The organism is Paraburkholderia edwinii, from assembly GCF_019428685.1.
Classification (GTDB): Bacteria; Pseudomonadota; Gammaproteobacteria; order Burkholderiales; family Burkholderiaceae; genus Paraburkholderia; species Paraburkholderia edwinii.
The window spans coordinates 3168786-3188504 of record NZ_CP080096.1; the positions used below are offsets into that span (position 1 = coordinate 3168786).

Consider the following 19719-nt stretch of genomic DNA (forward strand, 5'->3'; position numbering starts at 1 on the left):
TGGGGCATCGGTCGCACCTTCACTTGCGTTTGTTCCTCCACAACCAGGTGGAAAAGCTCAACGCAAAGTGTGCAAAAATAGTAAGGAAATCAGCAAAAAATGGAGCAGGTTGTAAGCTCCATGGCACACCTTTCAGTGTCGGCCATCTGAATTCGCTTCATCCGGGCGGCAGTTCGTGGCACCGCCCGTCTCCGGACGGAGGTCGCGGGCTGCGGCGCGGCGACGCCCCTGGCGTCCCGCCGCGCCGCATCACGCCCGACTGGATCAGCGCATAACAAACGGATTCGATGGCACGCCTTCGGCATAGGAAATCCAGGTGCTCTTGGTTTCCAGGTAGTGCCGGACGGCCTCGATGCCGCTTTCGCGGCCAATGCCGGAATGCTTCATGCCGCCAAACGGCATCATGTAACTGACTGCGCGATAGGTGTTCACCCACACCGTGCCCGCCTTCAGCGCCTTCGACATGCGCATCGCCCTGCCGATGTTTTCGGTCCAGACACCCGCGGCAAGCCCGTAGATCGTGTCGTTGGCGAGGCGAATCGCCTCTTCCTCATCGTCGAATCCGATAATCGACAGCACGGGCCCGAACACTTCTTCACGCGCAATGCGCATCGCCGGCGTCACATCGACAAAGATCGTCGGCTCCACGAACTGGCCGCCGGGCAACCCGCTTGCCGCCTGGCCGCCAAGCACGCAATGCGCACCTTCGGCCTTTGCGATGTCGATGTAGTCGAGCACTTTCTTGTATTGCGCAGGCGTCGTGACCGGCCCGATATTCGTCTGCGGGTCCATCGGATCGCCCTTCCTGGCCGACCCGCCCAGTTCGATGAGACGCTTCGTAAACGCATCCTTGATCGAGTTCTGCACCAGCAGCCGCGAGCCGGCGATACAGGTCTGTCCGGTCGCCGCGAAGATACCGGAGATCGCGCCGCTCGCGGCCTTGTCGAGGTCCGCATCGTCGAACACGATATTCGGCGATTTGCCGCCCAGTTCCAGCGTGACGCGCTTCATGGTTCGGGCGGCCTGCGCATAGATCGCCGCGCCCGTCGCATCCGAACCCGTGAACGTGATCTTGGCGACATCCGGATGGTCGACCAGCGCCGACCCGACCGTCGGCCCGAGCCCCGCCACCACGTTGAACACGCCGTCGGGAAAGCCCGCCTCCTTCGTCAGCGCCGCGAATTCCAGCGTCGAAGCCGACGTAAACTCCGAAGGCTTCACCACCACTGAACAGCCCGCCGCGATCGCCGGCGCGCACTTCCACGCGACAAACATCAGCGGCGAATTCCACGCGGTCAGCGCGCCCACCACGCCCACCGGTTCATGCGTCGTGAAGGCGAAGTGATCCGGCTTGTCGAGCGGCACGACTCCGCCTTCGAGCTTGTCGGCGATGCCGCCAAAGTAGCGCCACCATTCAGGGTGATAGTTCAGCTGACCGCGCATCTCGGACAGCAGCTTGCCGTTATCGCGCACTTCGATTTCCGCCAGACGCTGCGCGTTCGCGGCAACCAGGTCGGCGAGGCGCAGCATCATTTTTCCGCGCTCGGATGCGGTCATCTTCGCATACGGCCCCGACGACATCGCCCGTTTCGCCGCTTGTACCGCGCGATCCACGTCTTTTGCGCTGCCTTTGGGAATGCGCGCCCATGCCTCGCCCGTGTACGGATTGATGGTATCCATCCATTCCCCATCGACTGGCTCGACGTATTGACCATCGATGAAATGGCTGTAGGTTTTCATACGGACTCTCCTGGTGAATGGCTAAACGGCGCGCCGATAACGGCACGCTTGAGTAAGGCTGTCTGGCTGCCGGCTCGCGCACGAGCGGCCAGTTTAAGGCCTGACTTCAATGCACTGCATAGCGCCCATTTTTATGTCGACATGCAATTGAATATTTTTCGCTAGACTCACAAAAACTCAATCAAATCATAAAGTACGGAGACAGCGGAATGAAAGTAACAACAAGTGAAACCGTAATCACCTCAAGCGTGCCGAACTCTGGACGGCGAGCCGTCTTGAAGAGCGTCGCGGCGCTCGCCGCCGGTGCGACGCTCCCCATGCTGTCCTCGTGCGCATCGACGTCTGCGTCCGTTGCTGCGAACCCGATCGCCGAGACCCATGCCGGCAAGCTGCGCGGAAGCAATATTGCAGGGGTCGATGTATTCAAGGGCGTTCGCTATGCCGATAGCCCCGCAGGAGGTAACCGGTTTTTGCCGCCGCAGCCGGTGTCAGCCTGGGCCGGTGTAAAAGATGCGACCGCCTTCGGCGCATCCGCGCCGCAATCGCTTGAATCGCTAAGCCCGCTAAACAGCTGGTATGCGGCGTTGCAGCCGCAGAGCGAAGATTGCCTGTTTCTGAATGTATTCGCGCCGTCAAGTCAACGCACTTCGGCGAAACGCCCCGTGATGGTGTGGTTGCACGGCGGTGCGTGGTCAAATTGCGCCGGCACGGCGCCCGGCTTTGACGGCACGAACCTCGCACGCAATGGCGATGTCGTGGTCGTCACGGTCAATCATCGGCTCAACGTATTCGGTTATCTCTATCTCGGCGACAAAGACACACGTTTCGCCGATTCGGCAAACGCGGGACTTCTGGATGTGGTCGCAAGCCTTCGCTGGGTACGCGACAACATCGCCGCGTTTGGCGGCAACCCTGACAATGTCACGCTGTTCGGCCAATCAGGCGGCGCGGCGAAAGTGGCGGCCATGATGGACTTTCCCGCTGCGCGCGGTCTGTTTCATAAGGCCGTGATCGAAAGCTGCTCGGGCGGAATTCATCTCGAGAGCCGGGACGAAGCCGCGAAGCAGGCTTATCAATTAGGAGCGCGCCTCGGCATCGCGGATCTCGACCCGCTCAAGCTGCAGGCCGTGCCGATGGAACAGCTGATCGCCGCGATGAAGCCGGTGCGCGATCCGTTCCGGCCAGTCGTCGATGGTCGCGGCTTTACGCGGCATCCGTTCGACCCGGGCGCACCCGCGCAATCGGCAGGCATGCCCGTGCTGATCGGCAACGCGGCGACCGAGATGACGCTCTATATGGCGGCCGATCCGCGCAATTTCTCAGTCGACCTGACTGAGGTGACAAGGCGCACGGCGCTGCTGCTGAAGCAAAGCCCGGCATCGGCCGCGCGCATTGTGGATGCGTACCGCGCTGCGCAGCCGAACGCAACGCCTGGCGAACTGCTTGCCGCGCTGAGCACCGACTACGTGTTTCGCCGCAATACGACGCGCATCGCCGCGCTGCAGTCGGCGCAGGCGCCCGTCTACGATTACGTGTTCAACTGGAAGACGCCGGTGATGAACGGCAATCTGCAGTCGCCGCATACGGTCGAGGTGCCGTTCGTGTTCGGCACGGTCGACGCGGCACGTGGGCTTCTCGGCAGTGGGCCCGAGCTTTCGCGTCTATCTGGCGAGGTGATGGGCGCGTGGACGGCATTCGCGCGTACGGGTAACCCGAATACCGGTGCGATGCCGGAATGGGAGCCGTATGACACGACGCGCCGCGCGACCATGATGATCGATACGGAGAGCCGTATCGAGAGCGATCCGGGTGGTGTTGCGCGACACGCACTCGATGGATTGCCGCCCTACGAGTACAGCATGGACCGCAATAGCGTGGTGCGGCCGTCGCGGGCTTAGAGGCGTCTATCCGACCGACCGGCCGCGTACCAGGCCGGCGAACTCACTGGTCGAGCAGCGTCTCGAGGCACCGCTTCACGCAGTTACCGAAGGGGCGTCATTAATCGGCTAAGTCGCGCTCTCCGTCACGCCGGCCCCTTGCCGTGGCCGCGTCGCGCCATCGAGACTCAGCACCGACTGCGCGATGGCCTCTGTCGTAGCCAGCGTATCGATCGCGCCGGTGCGCAGCGCGCCAAGCACCGCTGTGGTTTTCGTGATCTCGCTGGCCACCGCGATGACGTTGGGAATGCGCACGAGATCCTCGAACGACAGGCCAATCACACGGTCCGCGAACGGTGTGCGCGACGGTTGCCCAGCGAGATCGATGAAGTCGTAGCCCATCATGTCGCCGACCGCGCCGAGCTGCCGCACGGCGACGATTTCTTCGGGCGTGAACCACCCCATGCGCACCATGTTGCTGTCTTCATTGATGTCGCCGATACCGATCAGCGCGAGTTGGGCGCGCCGCGCGTGGTCGAGCGTCTGCTTGACCGTATCGTTTTGCAGCAACGCCTCGCGAGCCTGCGGATCGACGACCAGCGCCGGCGCATACAGTGTTTCGCTTTCGCCGCCGAAGCGCGCCGCGAGCCGCCGGCAGATATGGTCGGCATTCATGGCTTCGCCGCCGCGATACGCGCCGCCGATCGCGCAGACAAACTGGCAGGAACGGCGCGTCGATGAAATCGCGTGCTGTGAAATCGAGCTGATGTTGCGCCCCATCCCCACCGCGACGATCATGCCGTCCGACAGAATGCGATCGAGATGGCTCGCGACGAGCCCGGCCAGCAATTCCCGCTGTTTGTCCTGGTCCTTGTGATTGACCGAAACGATCGCGCGTTCAAGCTTGAAGCGCGTGACGAGTTGCTGTTCGAGTTCGCTCGTATCGCGCGGATGATGCCGGACGCGGATTTCGACAATGCCCTCTTCCTGCGCCCGCTTGAGCAAACGCCCGACCTTGGCCCGCGAAATGGAGAATGTCTTCGACAGATCTTCCTGAGTGAGCCCATCGACATAGTAGAGGGTGGCAAGGCGTGTCAGTTCGTCGGTTTCCATCAGGCAATCCTTAGAAGTGGAATCGGGCTGCGACGATCGCAAGGATACCCACCGGTGCCCACCGCAGTACGCGTTGCCGGCGCATCAGCCCGGTATTCGGTCACCGCCCGCGGCGCGCTCGTCCTCTTTCGCATGGAGCTCGGTCTCATATTGCTGGATGCGCTGCACCTTGGGCGTCGAGCGGCCGCCGTCGAACTGCGCGGCGAGGAAGGTATCGACAATGGTCTTCGCCAGTTCCGGGCCCACGACTCGCGCGCCAAGCGTCACGATCTGCGCGTCGTTGCTGCGGCTCGCCCGCTCGGCCGAATACGTATCGTGGCACTGCGCGGCGCGAATGCCCGGCACCTTGTTGGCCGAAATCGCCATGCCGATGCCCGTGCCGCACAGCAATACCGCACGGTTGTATTCGCCGGTGACGACACGCTCCGCCACCGTAAACGCAATGTCGGGATAGATGACAGGCTGCGCATTATAGGTGCCGAAATCCGTCACGTCGACACCTCGCTCCCGCAGGTGGGCCAGCAGTATCTCCTTCAGGTCGTAGGCGGCCTCGTCACACCCGATGGCAATCTTCATTCAGTCACTCCAGGCGCAATTTCGCGCAGATCTGCACATAAGTTCACTTTTTCAGCATTGTGAAATTGAACATTTGATTAGTCAAGAGCAAATTCTCGACGCACTTCCCACGTGAATACAGGCATGCGGCTGCTACGCAGGCCACGCTATTAGCATTTTGCGGATATCTGCGCTATACAAATGATCACACATGATCAAATGTCACGCTTGATAAGCACGACTCATCGGAGGAGCCAGGAGGGGTCTATTTGATGATCCCGATCTTCTTCCGGTCGATCGTCACGAATACCGCGGCGATCAGCACGACGCCCTTGACGATGCTCTGGAGATACGGATCGACGCCCGCCATGTTCATGCCGTTCGACAGGATCGTAATGATCAGCACGCCGAGTATCGTGCCCTGCACACTGCCGAGCCCGCCCGTGAGCGGCGTGCCGCCCACCACCACCGCGGCGATCACATCGAGTTCGAGCCCCTCGCCGAGCTGCGACGTGGCCGCCATTGCGCGCGCGCTCTGCAGCAGGCCGGCGACGCCGCACAACAGGCCGAGCAGCGTGAACATGACGATCTTGACCCGATCGATGCGGATGCCGGTCAGCCGTGCCACGCGCTCGCCGCCGCCCGTCGCTTTCAGCTCGCGCGCGAACACCGTGAAGCGCAGCGCGCCCCAGCCGAGCACCACCACGCCGAGCGCGATCCACACGGCGTTCGGTACTGAGAGAGAGCGGCCCGAATAGAAATCGAGGAAGCTTTCGCTCTCGATCGACACCGGTGCGCCGCGCGTGAAATACAGCACGACGCCGCGAAACACGACCATCGTGCCCAGCGTCACGATGAACGACGGCACCTTTCCCTTCGCGACCACCACGCCATTCACAAAGCCGCACGCGAGGCCGACCAGCGCAGCCGGCACGATCGCGAACACGCCGAGCGCATTCGAACTCGCCGCGGCGGCCAGCGCGGCCAGCGCGACGATCGAGCCGACCGACAGATCGATCGACCCGGCGATCACAACGAAGGTCATGCCGAGCGCGGCGACGGCCAGCACGACCGCCTGCTGCAGCACGATCAGCGCATTGCCGGGCGTCAGGAAGCGTCGCGAGCTGATCGAGAAGGCGATGCACAGCACGGCCAGCAGCAGCACCGGAAACATGCGCCGCAGCCGTTCCGGCCGCTCGCGCGAGGCACTGGCGTCAGCCGGACTGTCGGCGTGCTTGCGCCGGCCGGAAAGCAGGGAGGTAGACGGGCGGTTCATGGTCGTCTCAGGTCATATGGCGGACGATGGTGGTCTCGTCGGGCGTATCGCCGGCGGCGAACGTGTGTTCGATGCGGCCGCCGCGCATCACGGCGAGACGGTCCGACAGGCCGATCAGTTCGGGCAGATCGTCGCTCACGAGCAGCACCGCGACGCCCTCGTCGGCGAGCGCGCGAATCACACGGTAGATCTCGATGCGCGCGCCGATGTCGACCCCGCGCGTCGGATTGTTGAGCAGCAGCAGCCGCGGCGCGACGTGCAGGCACTTGGCCAGCACGACCTTCTGCAGGTTGCCGCCGCTGAGCGTGCGGCAGGCGATATCCGGATGCGCGGCCTTGATCTTGAGGCGTGTGCCGAGTTCGCTCGCGTTGCGATGCGCCTCGCGCGCATCGAACCAGCCGAGGCGCTGCGGCGGCCGCGCCATCACGACGTTGTCGAGCACGCTAAAGTCGGCGATCAGCCCTTCACCGGTGCGGTCGCCCGGCAGATAGGCGACACCAGCGCGCCACGCCGCATCGGGATGCTTCGGCGCGTACGCGCGCGCACCGAGCGCCAGCGCGCCGCGCTGCGGCGCCAGCACGCCCATCGCGAGTTCGAGCAGCGCCTCGCCGCCGCTGCCCTTGAGCCCCGCGAGGCCAACGATCTCGCCGCCATGCACATCGAGGCGCACATCGTCGAGGCGGCCCGCGACGCTCACGCCTTGCACGCCCAGCACGACGTCCACCGGCGGCCGTTGCGCCTTCGGCGGAAACAGGTGGCCCGAAATATCGCGGCCGACCATGCGCGCATGGATTTCCGCGGGCGTGATCTCCGCGACCTTCGCGCTGCCGGCGAGCTTGCCATCCTTGAGGATGGTCAGGCGATCGGCCACCTCGGTCACCTCGCTCAGGTGATGCGAGACGAACGCGACCGACAACCCGCGCGACTTGAGCGTATGAATCGCCGTGAGCAGCGCGTCGACCTCGCGGTGGCCGAGAAAAGCCGTCGCTTCGTCGAGAAACAGGATGCGTGGCGCGTGCGACAGCGCCCGCGCGATCTCGATGCATTTCCATTGCCCGAGATCGAGGCGCCCGAGCCCGGCCGACACCAGGATACCCGCGTCGAAGCTGTCGAGCACCTCCTGCGCGGCCCGCTCGAGCGCCTTGCGCTGCATAAAGCCATAACGCGTAAAGCGGCTGAGCCGATCGATAAAGATGTTTTCCGCCACTGTCAAAGACGGATTGATCGTGATTTCCTGGTGGACGAGCGCGACGCCGTGGCGCTCGGCATCGCGCGTGCCGTGCGGTGCGTAGTGCGCGTCGGCAAGCCGCATCGCGCCGTCGTCGGGCCGCTCGGCGCCGGCGAGAATCCGGAGCAGCGTCGATTTGCCGGCGCCGTTCTCGCCGACCAGCGCGTGCACCTCGTTCGGCGCAAGCGCGATCGAAACGTCCTGAAGCGCGACGGTGCTGCCGAAGCGCTTGTTGATGTGCTCGGCGACCAGGGTCATCTGCGAATACCGATGGGCATGAGCCGAAAGCCTCGCGTGCGTAACATCGCAACGGCTAGCTGTACTTCATGTCGAACGACGCCGCCGGCGCATTGGGCGTATAGAAACGCGAATGCTTGCGGAAGTCGTAGGACGGAATGCCGTGCGGGAAGTCCTTTTCGAACTCGGGCACCTGCTCGCGCGTGAGCGGCAGCAGATTCAGCTTGACCGTGTCGTTCTGTTTGCTCACGGGCTTGCCCTTGATCTGGTCGAACAGCATCACGAGCGCGAAGCCGCCCTGCAGCCAGTGTCCGCCGATGTCGAACAGCAGCTCGCCACGCTTCACGGCTTCGACGTTTTCAGGATTCAGGTCCATCGCCACGACATAGACATCCTTGCCGGGCACCTTGCCTGCATTCCTGAGCGCGGCCATCACGCCGGTCGCCGTGCCGCCATTCGCAGCCCAGACGCCCTTGATGTCGGGATGCCCCTGATACAGCGATTCGAACGCGGTCTGCGAGGTGTCGCGCACGAAGTTGCCGTCGACCTCGCCCGCCACCACGACTTCGGGATGCGCCTTCAGCGCGCGCCCGAGGCCCTTGCGCCGGTCGATCGCGACCGACGTGCCGGCCGTGCCGTTGACCACGCCGATCACCTTCTTTCCGTTGGCACCGGCCGGCACCGCGGCAAACAGCTTGAGCGCCATCTGATAGCCGGCCTCCTCGTCGCTCGGCCCGATAAAGGCGATGTAGTTCGGAAAGCGCGGCGTCTGCGGGCTGAAGTCGGGATAGGAGTCCGTGAGGATGACCGGGATGCCCGCATTCTTCGCCAGCGTGAGTCCCGGCACCGCCGTCGACCAGTACGGCGTGAAGATGATGCCGTCGACTTTCTGCGCGGTCAGATCTTCGAGACTGCTTACCATGCGGTCCGGCTTATTGTCCGCGTTGAGCACGGTCAGATCGACACCGAGCTGGCTGGCGCCCTGCTTCATGAAGTCGATGTAGTTGTTCCAGAACTGCGCGTCGAGCGTCGGCACCACCACGCCGATGCGGACCTTCTGCTCCGCCGCGCGCACGCCGGCGGCAAGCGGCAGTAACGCAATACTCGTCAGGTATTTCAGGGACCGCCGTTTGCTGGCCTGCATGTTCGTCTCCTTGTGGTTGTTCTGCCATTGCGCGCCCGCCTCGTTCAGACAGCGGGTCTCCTCGCGCAGATTCGCCTCACGGTTACTTCGTCACGCTTGTTTCGTTACGCTTGTTTTCTCACGGTTGCGCGCGCGAGGCGCGCTCTAGGCAGGCTGCTTTCCAACCTGCTTCGATCCGCTGCCTTCCAGGTTCGCGGAACCTTCGAGCAACGCGCCCAGCGATTCGCTCATGCTGCGCAGGATCAGGAAGCATGAACACGCGCCCGCGTCGAGTACGCCGATCGAACGATCGCCGAGCCGGCTGGCACGGCCGACGCGCGCGCGCAGATCGCGCGTGGAATTCATGCCGGCCTCGGCGGCCGCCGTCATGGCGTCGAGGCACGCGCGGAACGAACGGTTTTCCGCAAGCGCCGCCTCGTACGCGGCACGCGCCGGCTCGAGCGTGTCGATCAAGGTCTTGTCGCCTACTTTCGCGTCGCCGATCGCCTGGACCGCGTCGATGCCGGCCGACAGGGCGCGATAGAACAGCTGCTTGTCGAGCGACGCGTGCGCGTCGAGGACGCTGCTCATGTCGAGAAAGAACGAGCCGTATAGCGGCCCCATCGATCCGCCGATGCCGCCCATCAGCGCATCGGACAGATCGGCCAGCGCAACGGGCAGTGACGGCGGCGCAGCGCGTTTCGCAAGACGCTCGCCGCATTGCGAAAAGCCCTTGCTCATGTTGATGCCGTGATCGCCGTCGCCGATCGCGCCGTCGATCTCGCTCAGATAGGTGCGGTTGCGATTGATGACGCCGATCAGATCGGCCACCACGCTGCCCGCGGCGGACATGTCGAGCGTGTCGGTCACGATGCGTCTCCCACGGTGATGCCGATGCTGCGGCACGGATGGTGAAGCGCGCGCGAAAGCTGTTCGTCGAGTCGCGTCAGCGTGACGGTCACGCCCATCATCTCGAGAGAAGTGAACAGATTGCCCACGCGCGAAAAGCCGATCTCGACGCCGGCCTCGCGCAGATAGTCGGCCACCTCGCCGTACAGGATGTACTGCTCCATCAGCGGCGTGGCGCCCAGCCCCGAGACCAGCAACGCGACCTTGTCGCCGCGCGCGAAAGGCAGATCGGGCAGCAGCGTATCGAGCATGCGCTTCGCCATGTCCTTCGCCGGCACGGTGCGCTGGACTTCGATGCCGGGCTCGCCGTGATGGCCGATGCCGACTTCCATGTCACCGTCCTTGATCGTGAAGTTGGCCTTGCCCACCGCCGGAATGGTGCAGGCGGACAGACCAATGCCGATCGAGCGCGTCGACTCGATCGCATGGCGCGCGGCCGACACGACTTCGTCGAGCGACGCGCCTTGCGCAGCGCAGGCGCCGGCGACCTTCCACATGATGATCTCGCCGGCCACGCCGCGGCGTTTCGCGATTTCCTCGGGCGGCGCCGATGCGGCGTCGTCGTTGGCGACGACCGGCACCACGCGGATCCCGTCGCGTTCGGCCATGCGCATCGCCATCTTGACGTTCATGTTGTCGCCCGCATAGTTGCCGTACAGGCACGCCACGCCCGCGCCGCCGTCGGCGGCCTTGAACGCGTCGGCAAACGACTTTGCGGTTGGCGACGAAAAGATCTCGCCGACCGCAACCGCGTCGACGAGGTGCTCGCCGACGTAGCCGATGAACGCCGGTTCGTGACCTGACCCGCCGCCTGTGACGATCCCCACGCGGCCCTTCTGTCCTGCGTTCACATGCGAGACCACGCGCGCGTTGTCGGCCGCGGCGCGCAGTTCAGGGTGCGCCGCGAGAATGCCGCGCAGCATGTCCTCGACAACCAGATCCGGATTGTTGATGACGCGATTCATGAGCTTTCCTTGGACTCTCTGATTGCTTTATTGAGCTGCTTGATGGGACTTGATTCGGACGTTGATTCGAACATTGATTGCGACGTTGATCGGGCCGCTTATTGAGCCGTGTATCCGCCATCGATCACGATGTTCTCGCCATTCACCATCGCGGCCGCATCGCTCGCGAGGTAGAGAATCAGCGCGCCGATTTCGTCGGGGCGGGCAAAACGGCCGGCCGGAATTTTTGCCTTCATCGCCTCGCCGACCGCGCCCGCCCATGCCTTGCGGCCCAGTTCGGTCTCGACCACGGTCGGCGAGACCGCATTGACCGTAATGCCGTGCTTCGCCCACTCGAGCGCGAGCACCTTCGTCATGCCGACGATCGCCGCCTTGCTCGCGCAGTACGCGACATGACGCTCGAGTGCGATCACGCTGGCCTGCGACGCGAGATTCACGATGCGTCCGTAACCGCGCCGGATCATCTCGCGGCCGGCCGCCTGCGCGAGCAGAAACGGCGCCTTCAGGTTGAGCGCCATGGTGCGGTCCCAGGCGTCTTCGCTGAGTGTCTCCGCCGGTTCGAGCAGCGCCACGCCGGCATTGTTGACAAGGATGTCAAGCTGACGGCATTGGCCCACCACGTCGCGCACCGCCGCCTCGGCGGCGCCGGGCGCGACAAGATCGGCCACCACCGCGACGTGCTGCCCCGCGCCGCCCGGCAGCGTCGCGACAACCTCGCGGACCGCCGGATTGATGTCGAGCAGCGCCAGCCTCGCGCCCGCTGCCGCGAGGCTTTCGGCGGCCGCAAGACCAATGCCGCTCGCCGCGCCGGTAACGAGCGCCACGCGGCCGCTCAGATCGAAAAGACTGCCTGCTTGCTGCGCCATGGGTCCACTCCGGTCAATGACGTACTGCTTACTGTTGCGAGACTTCGCGAACCTTCTTCAGGATGGCGTCCGCATTCGCCTGGGTGACCTGCGTCCAGGGCACCGTGTACGACTTGTCGGTACCGCCGTTCCACGGCATCTTCGCGCCGTACTCGGTCCAGATTTCCGACTGCGGCTTGTACGACGGGCCGACCACCGCGCGCATCGCGAGGTCGAGCGCGCCTTGCGACTGCGCCTTCGCATCCTGGAAGAAGGTGGTCATTTCGCCGCGCTTGGCTGCCTGGATGCCGTCGGCAATGCCGTCGATACCGGCCACCGGAATCTTCTTCGGGTCGAGCCCCTTCGACTTCATCGCCTGGATCGCGCCAAGCGCTTCCTCGTCGTTCTCCGCGATGACGCCGTTGATCTGGCCGGGATGCGAGGTGAGCCAGTCCTCGACGAGCGCGAGCGCCTCGGCACGCGACCAGTTCGCGGTCTTGTTCTCGAGCACCTTCACATCCTTGTGCTGCGCAAGCACTTCGGCGATGCCCTTCGAGCGGTCGATCTGCGCCGACTGGCCGATCGGCCCCTCGATGATCACGACGTTGCCCTTGCCGCCAATCGCCTTGACGATCGCCTCGGCCTCGAGCCGGCCCGCGACGACGTCGTCGTTGCCGACATACGACGTGAGCTGGTTGCCGGAGATGTGCGTGTTGGAGCCGATCACCGGAATATGAGCAGCCACGGCCTTCGCAACGGCGGCCGAGCCGGCGTTCTTGTCGATCGGCGCGAAGATGATCGCGTCGTATTTCTGCGTGATCATCGTGTCGAACTGATTGCTTTGCGTGAGGGCATCGTAGTTGCCATCGAACACGACAATTTGCACCGAGCCGTTCTTCACTGCCGGGTCCTGTTTGACGGCGTTGGTCCACATCTGCATGAACTCAGCCTTGAGCCCGTACGGCATGACGCCGATACGAACCGGCTGCGCCGCCTGCGCAACGCTCATGGTCATCGCGGCGAGCACCGCCGCCAGCATTGCCTGCTTCCGAAGCTTCATTGATCGTCTCCTGGGATTGTTGTTAAGTACTGCGTCACTGCTTCTTGCGCGATACATCGAGCAGAACGGCCCCGACGATGATCACGCCTTTCACGACCTGCTGGTAATAGGACGACACGCCGAGCAGATTCAGACCGTTGTTGATCACGCCGATCAGCAGCGCGCCGACCACCGTGCCGCCCAGCGAACCCGAACCGCCCGAGAGGCTCGTGCCGCCGATCACGACCGCGGCGATCGCATCGAGCTCGTACGACAGGCCTGCCTGCGGCAGCGCCGAGGTCGTGCGCGCGGCCAGCACGATGCCGGCGAGTCCCGCAAGCAGACCGCCTATCACGTACACCGAAAAGATGATCTTGCTGGTCGAAATGCCGCTCGTTTTTGCACTCTTCGCGTTGCCGCCGACCGCGTAGACGTAGCGGCCGTAGGTGGTGTAGCGCAGCACGAACCAGAACAGCAGCACGACCAGCACGAACACGATCACCGGAACGGGTACGCCGGCGAAGGTGCCGGTGCCCGCGCTCAGGTAGCCGTCGGGCAGATCGGCGATCGGCATGCCGTCGTTGTAGATGAAGGTCAGCCCGCGCGCGACGCTCAGCATGCCGAGCGTGGCCACGAACGATGGAACCGCGAGCCGCGCGACCACAATGCCGTTGACCGCGCCGACCGCCGCGCCGACCAGCAGGCCCGCCAGCAGCCCGAGTGCGATACCGTGCGGATGCGCGCCGGTCACGACACTCGCGCTGACCATACCGGCCAGCGCGAGTGTCGAGCCGACCGACAGATCGATGCCGCCGGTCAACACGACATAGGTCATGCCGACGGCGAGAATCCCGTTGATCGAAGTCTGTCGCAGGACGTCGGCAATGTTGCCCCACGTCAGGAAGTACTGGTTCGCGAAAGACAGCACGATGCACAGCAGGACCAGCACCGCGAGAATGCCGTAGCGCCGGTACAGCTGATGCATCTGCGCGGCGCGGCTCTGTTGCGCGGGAACGCTGACGGAAGGTGAGAGTTGTGTATTCATGACGCGAGGTGCAGAAGATCTTCCTGGCTGGAGAGATGGCCGTCGATCACGGAGACCAACCGCCCTGACTTGAAGATGGCGATGCGATCGCTGACGTCGAGTACTTCCTGTGCTTCCGACGACACGACAATGGCCGCGCCGCCTTGCGCGACGAAATCGTCGAGCAACTGGTAAATCTCGCGCTTCGCGCCTTCGTCGATGCCGCGCGTCGGCTCGTCGCACAGCAGGCAGACGGGCCCGGTCGACAGACAGCGGGCCAGCACGACCTTCTGCTGGTTGCCGCCGCTCATCGACGAGACGGGCAGCGAGGCCGAGGCGGTCTTGATGCGCATGCGCTCGATCATCGAGCGCACAAGCGTTTTGACCTTGCGTCCATCGATCAGCGAAAAGCGCGACAGCGACGGATACGCAGACAATGAAATGTTGTCGCGCACCGACGAAGACAGAATCAGGCCGGTTTCCTTGCGATCTTCGGTGACGAGCGCGAGACCGGCGCGGATCGCCTTGCGCGGACTGCCCGACGGAAGACGACGCCCTTTGAATTTCACTTCGCCATCCTGCGCATCGGTGAGCCCGTACAGGCAATTCAGATACTCGCTGCGGCCCGATCCCATCAGTCCGTAGATGCCGAGCACTTCGCCGGCGCTGACCGACAGCGAAATATCCTCGAACTCGGTGTTGCGCGACAGGCCCGTGGTTTCGAGCACGATCTGCCCGGTAGGCCGGCGCTTTTTCTCGCTCTGATTGAGCTTGCGCCCGACGATGGTGCTGACCAGATAAGAACGGTCGATATCGGCAATGCGCCCGCTGTCGACATAGCGGCCGTCGCGAAACACCGTGTATCGGTCAGCAATCCGGAATACTTCGGAGAGGCGATGGGTCACATAGATGATGCCGGTGCCCTGCGCGGTCAGGCTGCGGATCGCATTGAACAGCACCTCGGTTTCCGATTCGCCGATCGCGGAGGTCGGCTCGTCCATGATCATGACGTCGCACTCGCGGCTAAACGCCTTGGCGATTTCCACGAGCTGGATTTGCGCGAGGCTCAGCGAGTCGACGGTTGCGCGCGCATCGATCGCGAAGCCGAGCCGGTCGAGCAGATCCTGCGCCTTGCGTGCAAGCGCGTTGAACTTCACGAGCACGCCGGCTCGCTTCGGCTCGCGTCCGAGATAGAGGTTCTCGGCCACCGTCATGCCGCGGATCGGCGTGAGCTCCTGCGTGATGATCGCGATCCGGTTGGCGAGCGCGTCGGCCGGCGACCGGAAGTTGACCTCGCGCCCGTTGAGCAGAACCGTGCCCGCATCGCGCTCGAGGATGCCCATAAGGATGCTGAGGAAGGTCGACTTGCCGGCGCCGTTGCCGCCGCACAGTGCGTGGACGCTTCCGCGATGCAGGCTCAAGCGACCGTCTGCGAGCGCGGGAACGCCGTCGAAAGCCTTTTGCAAACCGCTCGCCTCGAGTAACAGATCGCTCATCCTCGCTCCATCATTTGCTCATCAATGAACAATTGATCAATCGAGCGCTATCGTAGTGGGCAGGCAAAAGGGTGTCAATCTTCGGCATCAGATGGTAAACCCGCAGGGGCAATGGCCGTCTGGGCGGCTTTCATCTTCGCTTATCGCAAGTTCAGCCTAGTAGCAGGAGATTCCCGCGACCTTGAAGACTGCTTCTTTCGCCCTAAATCAATGAGAATTTGATCTATATCGAACATATGATCGATGCGCCGTGACGCATTCATCGGGCGTAAGTGCTCTTCAGAAGTACAACGCACGCGCATTTATCCCCATGGGGGTAAACACTGCTGACTGCCGACATATCAACTTGTCATACTGGTTGAACAGCTACCAAGCGTGCGAAGTGATGAATAAACGTCGCCGTGATGGCGACCCACTGAGGAGACGTCATGCTGTCGAACATCAACGGTGCGCGGCCATACCCGGTGACGGGCCGCAACTTCAGCACGCGCGGCGGGTGGCGCGGGTCCGCCATGCTTACGTGCGCGTTCCTTTGCGGCGGATTGCTGGCGGCCGGCCACGCGTTCGCACAAACGCCAACGCGCGCGACGCCCTATGACGCATGGCCGCAACCGCAAATCCGCAAGACGATTTCCGTCGACGAAGCGAAAGCCATCGTCAAGGAACGCACGCAGGCGCAAACCGAATGGAAAGGACCGACCAGCGGTCCGCGCGCATCGACCAAACCGCTGACCATCGTCTACGTGTCGGCGGACCAGTCGTACGTGTCGTTCGTCAACTGGGGCCGAGGCGTCACCGAAGCGGCCAAGGCACTGGGCTGGAACGCCGTCGTGCTGAACGGCCAGGGCACCGTGACCGGCACGCTCTCCGCGATGCAACAGGCCGTCGCGAGCAAGCCGGCCGCAATCGTGACGTCAGCCGACGCCAGCGCATTGCAAGGCCCGATCAAGCAGGCCGTGGCGCAGCACATTCCGGTGATCGGCATTCACGCGACCGCGTTCCCGGGCCCCGATCCGAAGCTCGGCCTGTACAACAACATCTCGTCGAATCCCGCTGAAATCGGCGAGACGCAAGCGGCCTATGTGATCGCCGAATCGAACGGTACGGCCAAAGCCCTGCACTTCCTCGACAACAGCTTCGCGATTGCGCGTTTCAAGGCCGAGGCAGCGACCGATCCGATCAAGGCATGCAGCGGCTGCAAGTTCATCGACATGGTGAACATTCCGATCGCCGACCAGACGCGCCGGATTCCGGCGGTGATCTCCGGCATCGTCGCGAATCAGGGCAAGGGCTGGTGGGGTACCACCTGCTGCGACAACTTCTATCCGTACGTTGCGTCGGCGTTGCGCGCCTCGGGCGTGAAGCCCGACGAAGTGCATCTGGTCGGCTCGGACGGGCCGCCGTCCGCCTACGACATGATCCGCAAAGGCGAATACGAAGTCGCGACCGTCCCGGAACCGAGCACGCTGTTCGGTTATGAGGCGGTGGACTCGATCGTGCGCGCGATGGCCGGCGAACCGCCGTCGAAGTTCGTGCAGCCGACTTATCTCGTCACGAAAGAAAACGCCGATGCCGAAGGCGGCAAGAACAATGAGTTCATTCCGAGCAACGGCTTCGCATGCCACTACCAGAACATCTGGCGCGGCACGAACACGGCCTGCGGCGGCAAGAGCGGAGGCTAGCGATGACGTCCGGCACCGTGCCGCTGCTCGCGGCGCGCGGTATCACCAAACGTTTCTTCGGCGCGCTTGCGCTCGACGCCGCGTCGTTCGACTTGCGCGCGGGTGAGATTCACGCGCTGATCGGCGAGAACGGTGCCGGCAAATCGACCTTCATCAAGATTCTCGCGGGCGTCTATCAGGCCGACGGCGGCGAGATACTGCTCGACGGCAAGACCATCGATCCTGCCGTCGATGCCTTGCCGCTCGCCTTCGTTCACCAGGATCTCGCGCTCGTCGACGATCTGAGCGTCGGCGAGAATATCGCGCTGATCGCCGGTTATCCGCGCAAGCGCGGGCTCATCGACTGGCAGGCGGTGATGCGCCAGGTCGCGCCGCTATACGCGGCGATGAACGTCGAACCACCCGATCCCGAACGGCTGGTGGTCACGCTGAGCCTCGCGGAAAAGGCGATTCTCGGTATCGTGCGCAGCCTCGCGGGCAAGCCGCGCGCGCTCGTGCTCGACGAGCCGACCGCCGCCCTGCCCGAAGCCGATGCGCAGCGGCTCTTCGAAGCGATCCGGCGTCTGCGCGACGCGGGCACCAGCATCATCTACGTGTCGCATCGGCTCAACGAACTGTTTGGTCTCGCAGACCGCGTGACCGTGTTTCGCGACGGCCGCCACGTGCATACGACGGCGATTCGCGACACGAAGCCGGAGCAGCTGATCGCGCAGATGCTCGGCCGTCCGCTCGAAAGCGTCGAGATCGCGCGTCACGATGCGGCCCGGCAGCCGGCGGTACTGCGCGTCGAGGACCTCGTGGTCGAAGGCCGCGGGCCGCTGTCGTTCGAAGCGAGCCCGGGCGAAGTACTCGGCCTCGTCGGCTTGCGCGGCGGCGGTCAGGAAGCCGCGGGCCGCGCGATCTTCGGCGCGCTCGCCGCGGATGCGGGTCGCATCGTGCTCGACGGCCGCGCCCTGCCGCGCACGAGAGACATCGGCGCGCGCATCCGCGCGGGCATCGTGCTGCTCGCCGGCGACCGCATGCGCGAGAGCACGTTTCCGGGCATGACGCTCGCCGAAAACCTGTTTCCCAATCCACTCATCATGGCGCGCAGTCTCTGGCAACCGCGCGCCCCTGCGATCGAGCGGCAGACCGTGCATGCGCGTCTCGAGCAGTTCGACGTGCGGCCACGCAATCCGGGCTCGCTGATCGACTGGCTCAGCGGCGGTAACCAGCAGAAGGTGTGCCTCGCGCGCTGGCTCGAAGCGCGTGCGCGGGTGGTGATTCTCGAGGAACCCACCGCCGGCGTCGATATCGGCGCCAAGCTGTCGATTCATCAAATGCTGCGCAAAGCGGCAGCGGACGGCGCGGCCGTGATCGTCGTGTCGTCGGATCTCGAGGAAGTCGCGGCCGTCTGCGACCGCGCCCTGGTGATCGACCGCGGCCGCGTCGCCGCGGAACTCGCCGGCCGCGCCTTGACGATGGATGCGCTGATCGCGCGCTCGTCCCTAGGCGAACGCGGACCCGGCACGCACGACTCGACTTACCTTTCGGATAACGTATGAACAGCACCAGCGGAAACGGCGTCGAATCGAACAGCGCAAGCGGGCCGGCGGCGCCGCACAGGCCGCCGCCCACGGCCGCGAAACGCGCGGCCGACCTGTTCGCGAATTACGGGCTGATTTTCGTGTTCGCGCTCGTTCTGATCGTGTTTTCCGCGCTGCGGCCGGACACGTTTCTGAGCAGCGGCAATATCGGCAACCTGCTGACGAGCCAGTCGGTGACGGCGCTGCTCGCGTTCGCGGTGATGCTGCCGCTCGCGACCGGACGCTTCGATCTGTCGGTCGGCTATCACGTGGGCATGGCGCAGGTGCTCGTAATCGGCTTTCAGGTCAACAACGGGATGTCGTGGCCCATCGCCGCCGTGCTCGTCATCGCAATCGGCGCGGTGGTCGGCCTGATCAACGGCATTCTCGTTACGCGCTTCAAGATCGATTCGTTTATCGCGACGATGGGCATGGGCTCGCTGCTCTACGGCGTATCGAACTGGTACACGGGCGGCCAGCAGATCGCCGGCTTCAATCTGCCCGACAGCTTTTCGAATCTGTCGCAGGTGCTGGGCTATGTGCCGCTGCCCGCCGTCTATGTCGCCGTGGTCGCGATCGTGCTGTGGATCGTGCTCGAGCGGCTGCCGGTCGGACGCAGCCTCTATGTGATCGGCTCGAACGCACGCGCGGCGGAACTCTCCGGCCTGCGCACCGGCAGCTACATCAGCAGCGCCTTCGCCGCATCGGGGCTGTTGTGCGGCATCGCGGGCGTGCTGCTCGGCAGCATTCTGCGTTCGGGCACGCCCTCGGTCGGCGCTGAATATTTGCTGCCGGCATTCGCCGGGTCGCTGCTCGGCGCGACGTCGATCCGGCCGGGGCGTGTGAACGTCGGCGGCACGCTGCTCGCGATCCTGATCGTCGCGTTCTCGTTTTCGGGCGTGCAGCAGCTGGGCGCGCCGTTCTATGTCGAATATTTCTTCAACGGCGGCATTCTGATCGTGGCAGTCGCGCTGTCCGTGTACGCGGCTATCCGTCGCCGTAAAGCGGCCGTGAATGCGGCCAGCTAATCTTTCTGGAGTGGATC

At 64.1% G+C, this 19719-nt stretch carries 16 protein-coding genes; 4 read left to right on the top strand and 12 right to left on the bottom strand.

Annotated features, from left to right (window positions below; all coding sequences use genetic code 11):
* Nucleotides 1–264 precede the first annotated feature (264 nt).
* Entirely contained in the window at nucleotides 265–1740 is a 1476-nt protein-coding gene (locus KZJ38_RS35460) for an aldehyde dehydrogenase (RefSeq protein ID WP_219801667.1), read from the bottom strand.
* A 275-nt stretch (nucleotides 1741–2015) separates the two neighbouring features.
* Here KZJ38_RS35460 and KZJ38_RS35465 point away from each other — a divergent pair, with 275 nt between their 5' ends.
* Nucleotides 2016–3638, top strand: a complete 1623-nt coding sequence (locus tag KZJ38_RS35465; protein ID WP_219801668.1) for a carboxylesterase/lipase family protein — start codon at nucleotides 2016–2018, stop codon at nucleotides 3636–3638.
* A 108-nt stretch (nucleotides 3639–3746) separates the two neighbouring features.
* Here KZJ38_RS35465 and KZJ38_RS35470 read toward each other — a convergent pair whose 3' ends face one another.
* The 11 genes from KZJ38_RS35470 to KZJ38_RS35520 all read right to left on the bottom strand — a co-directional run bounded on the left by KZJ38_RS35470 (nucleotide 3747) and on the right by KZJ38_RS35520 (nucleotide 15427).
* Nucleotides 3747–4730 carry a sugar-binding transcriptional regulator gene (locus tag KZJ38_RS35470; protein ID WP_219801669.1) on the bottom strand — a complete coding sequence of 328 codons (984 nt, stop codon included), beginning with the start codon at nucleotides 4728–4730 and terminating at the stop codon, nucleotides 3747–3749.
* 84 nt (nucleotides 4731–4814) lie between these two features.
* Nucleotides 4815–5306: a ribose 5-phosphate isomerase B gene (gene rpiB, locus KZJ38_RS35475; protein WP_219801670.1), complete on the bottom strand. Its 492-nt coding sequence runs from the start codon at nucleotides 5304–5306 to the stop codon at nucleotides 4815–4817.
* A 244-nt stretch (nucleotides 5307–5550) separates the two neighbouring features.
* Entirely contained in the window at nucleotides 5551–6561 is a 1011-nt protein-coding gene (locus KZJ38_RS35480; RefSeq protein WP_219801671.1) for an ABC transporter permease, read from the bottom strand.
* 7 nt (nucleotides 6562–6568) lie between these two features.
* Complete coding sequence (locus KZJ38_RS35485) at nucleotides 6569–8047, bottom strand: sugar ABC transporter ATP-binding protein (protein WP_219801672.1); 1479 nt, start codon at nucleotides 8045–8047, stop codon at nucleotides 6569–6571.
* 55 nt (nucleotides 8048–8102) lie between these two features.
* On the bottom strand, nucleotides 8103–9170 hold the full coding sequence (locus KZJ38_RS35490; protein WP_219801673.1) for an ABC transporter substrate-binding protein: 1068 nt from the start codon (nucleotides 9168–9170) through the stop codon (nucleotides 8103–8105).
* A gap of 144 nt (nucleotides 9171–9314) precedes the next feature.
* On the bottom strand, nucleotides 9315–10001 hold the full coding sequence (dhaL, locus tag KZJ38_RS35495) for a dihydroxyacetone kinase subunit DhaL (protein WP_219803813.1): 687 nt from the start codon (nucleotides 9999–10001) through the stop codon (nucleotides 9315–9317).
* A gap of 14 nt (nucleotides 10002–10015) precedes the next feature.
* Nucleotides 10016–11023: a dihydroxyacetone kinase subunit DhaK gene (locus tag KZJ38_RS35500; protein WP_219801674.1), complete on the bottom strand. Its 1008-nt coding sequence runs from the start codon at nucleotides 11021–11023 to the stop codon at nucleotides 10016–10018.
* A gap of 98 nt (nucleotides 11024–11121) precedes the next feature.
* Entirely contained in the window at nucleotides 11122–11889 is a 768-nt protein-coding gene (locus KZJ38_RS35505; RefSeq protein ID WP_219801675.1) for a GolD/DthD family dehydrogenase, read from the bottom strand.
* A gap of 28 nt (nucleotides 11890–11917) precedes the next feature.
* Nucleotides 11918–12928 (bottom strand): substrate-binding domain-containing protein, encoded by a 1011-nt coding sequence (locus KZJ38_RS35510; protein ID WP_219801676.1) that lies wholly within the window; start codon nucleotides 12926–12928, stop codon nucleotides 11918–11920.
* 34 nt (nucleotides 12929–12962) lie between these two features.
* Nucleotides 12963–13952: an ABC transporter permease gene (locus tag KZJ38_RS35515; protein WP_219801677.1), complete on the bottom strand. Its 990-nt coding sequence runs from the start codon at nucleotides 13950–13952 to the stop codon at nucleotides 12963–12965.
* Nucleotides 13949–15427 carry a sugar ABC transporter ATP-binding protein gene (locus KZJ38_RS35520; protein ID WP_219801678.1) on the bottom strand — a complete coding sequence of 493 codons (1479 nt, stop codon included), beginning with the start codon at nucleotides 15425–15427 and terminating at the stop codon, nucleotides 13949–13951. The genes KZJ38_RS35515 and KZJ38_RS35520 overlap by 4 nt, the downstream gene beginning before the upstream one ends.
* Nucleotides 15428–15855: 428 nt before the next feature.
* Here KZJ38_RS35520 and KZJ38_RS35525 point away from each other — a divergent pair, with 428 nt between their 5' ends.
* From KZJ38_RS35525 to KZJ38_RS35535, 3 genes are read left to right on the top strand one after another with little or no spacing between them, the layout of a single operon-like run.
* Nucleotides 15856–17109, top strand: a complete 1254-nt coding sequence (locus tag KZJ38_RS35525; RefSeq protein WP_219801679.1) for an ABC transporter substrate-binding protein — start codon at nucleotides 15856–15858, stop codon at nucleotides 17107–17109.
* Nucleotides 17110–17111: 2 nt separating this feature from the next.
* Nucleotides 17112–18653: a sugar ABC transporter ATP-binding protein gene (locus KZJ38_RS35530; protein ID WP_219801680.1), complete on the top strand. Its 1542-nt coding sequence runs from the start codon at nucleotides 17112–17114 to the stop codon at nucleotides 18651–18653.
* The gene (locus tag KZJ38_RS35535; protein WP_219801681.1) at nucleotides 18650–19702 is read left to right on the top strand and encodes an ABC transporter permease; all 1053 of its coding nucleotides are present in this window, start codon (nucleotides 18650–18652) and stop codon (nucleotides 19700–19702) included. The genes KZJ38_RS35530 and KZJ38_RS35535 overlap by 4 nt, the downstream gene beginning before the upstream one ends.
* Nucleotides 19703–19719: the final 17 nt, after the last annotated feature.

What these genes read in the sequence shown, in the direction of transcription:
- KZJ38_RS35460 (WP_219801667.1), bottom strand. Translation starts at nt 1,740, where the DNA reads ATGAAAACCTACAGCCATTTCATCGATGGTCAATACGTCGAGCCAGTC.
- KZJ38_RS35470 (WP_219801669.1), bottom strand. Translation starts at nt 4,730, where the DNA reads ATGGAAACCGACGAACTGACACGCCTTGCCACCCTCTACTATGTCGAT.
- rpiB (WP_219801670.1), bottom strand. Translation starts at nt 5,306, where the DNA reads ATGAAGATTGCCATCGGGTGTGACGAGGCCGCCTACGACCTGAAGGAG.
- KZJ38_RS35480 (WP_219801671.1), bottom strand. Translation starts at nt 6,561, where the DNA reads ATGAACCGCCCGTCTACCTCCCTGCTTTCCGGCCGGCGCAAGCACGCC.
- KZJ38_RS35485 (WP_219801672.1), bottom strand. Translation starts at nt 8,047, where the DNA reads ATGACCCTGGTCGCCGAGCACATCAACAAGCGCTTCGGCAGCACCGTC.
- KZJ38_RS35490 (WP_219801673.1), bottom strand. Translation starts at nt 9,170, where the DNA reads ATGCAGGCCAGCAAACGGCGGTCCCTGAAATACCTGACGAGTATTGCG.
- dhaL (WP_219803813.1), bottom strand. Translation starts at nt 10,001, where the DNA reads ATGTCCGCCGCGGGCAGCGTGGTGGCCGATCTGATCGGCGTCATCAAT.
- KZJ38_RS35500 (WP_219801674.1), bottom strand. Translation starts at nt 11,023, where the DNA reads ATGAATCGCGTCATCAACAATCCGGATCTGGTTGTCGAGGACATGCTG.
- KZJ38_RS35505 (WP_219801675.1), bottom strand. Translation starts at nt 11,889, where the DNA reads ATGGCGCAGCAAGCAGGCAGTCTTTTCGATCTGAGCGGCCGCGTGGCG.
- KZJ38_RS35510 (WP_219801676.1), bottom strand. Translation starts at nt 12,928, where the DNA reads ATGAAGCTTCGGAAGCAGGCAATGCTGGCGGCGGTGCTCGCCGCGATG.
- KZJ38_RS35515 (WP_219801677.1), bottom strand. Translation starts at nt 13,952, where the DNA reads ATGAATACACAACTCTCACCTTCCGTCAGCGTTCCCGCGCAACAGAGC.
- KZJ38_RS35520 (WP_219801678.1), bottom strand. Translation starts at nt 15,427, where the DNA reads ATGAGCGATCTGTTACTCGAGGCGAGCGGTTTGCAAAAGGCTTTCGAC.
- KZJ38_RS35525 (WP_219801679.1), top strand. Translation starts at nt 15,856, where the DNA reads ATGCTGTCGAACATCAACGGTGCGCGGCCATACCCGGTGACGGGCCGC.
- KZJ38_RS35530 (WP_219801680.1), top strand. Translation starts at nt 17,112, where the DNA reads ATGACGTCCGGCACCGTGCCGCTGCTCGCGGCGCGCGGTATCACCAAA.
- KZJ38_RS35535 (WP_219801681.1), top strand. Translation starts at nt 18,650, where the DNA reads ATGAACAGCACCAGCGGAAACGGCGTCGAATCGAACAGCGCAAGCGGG.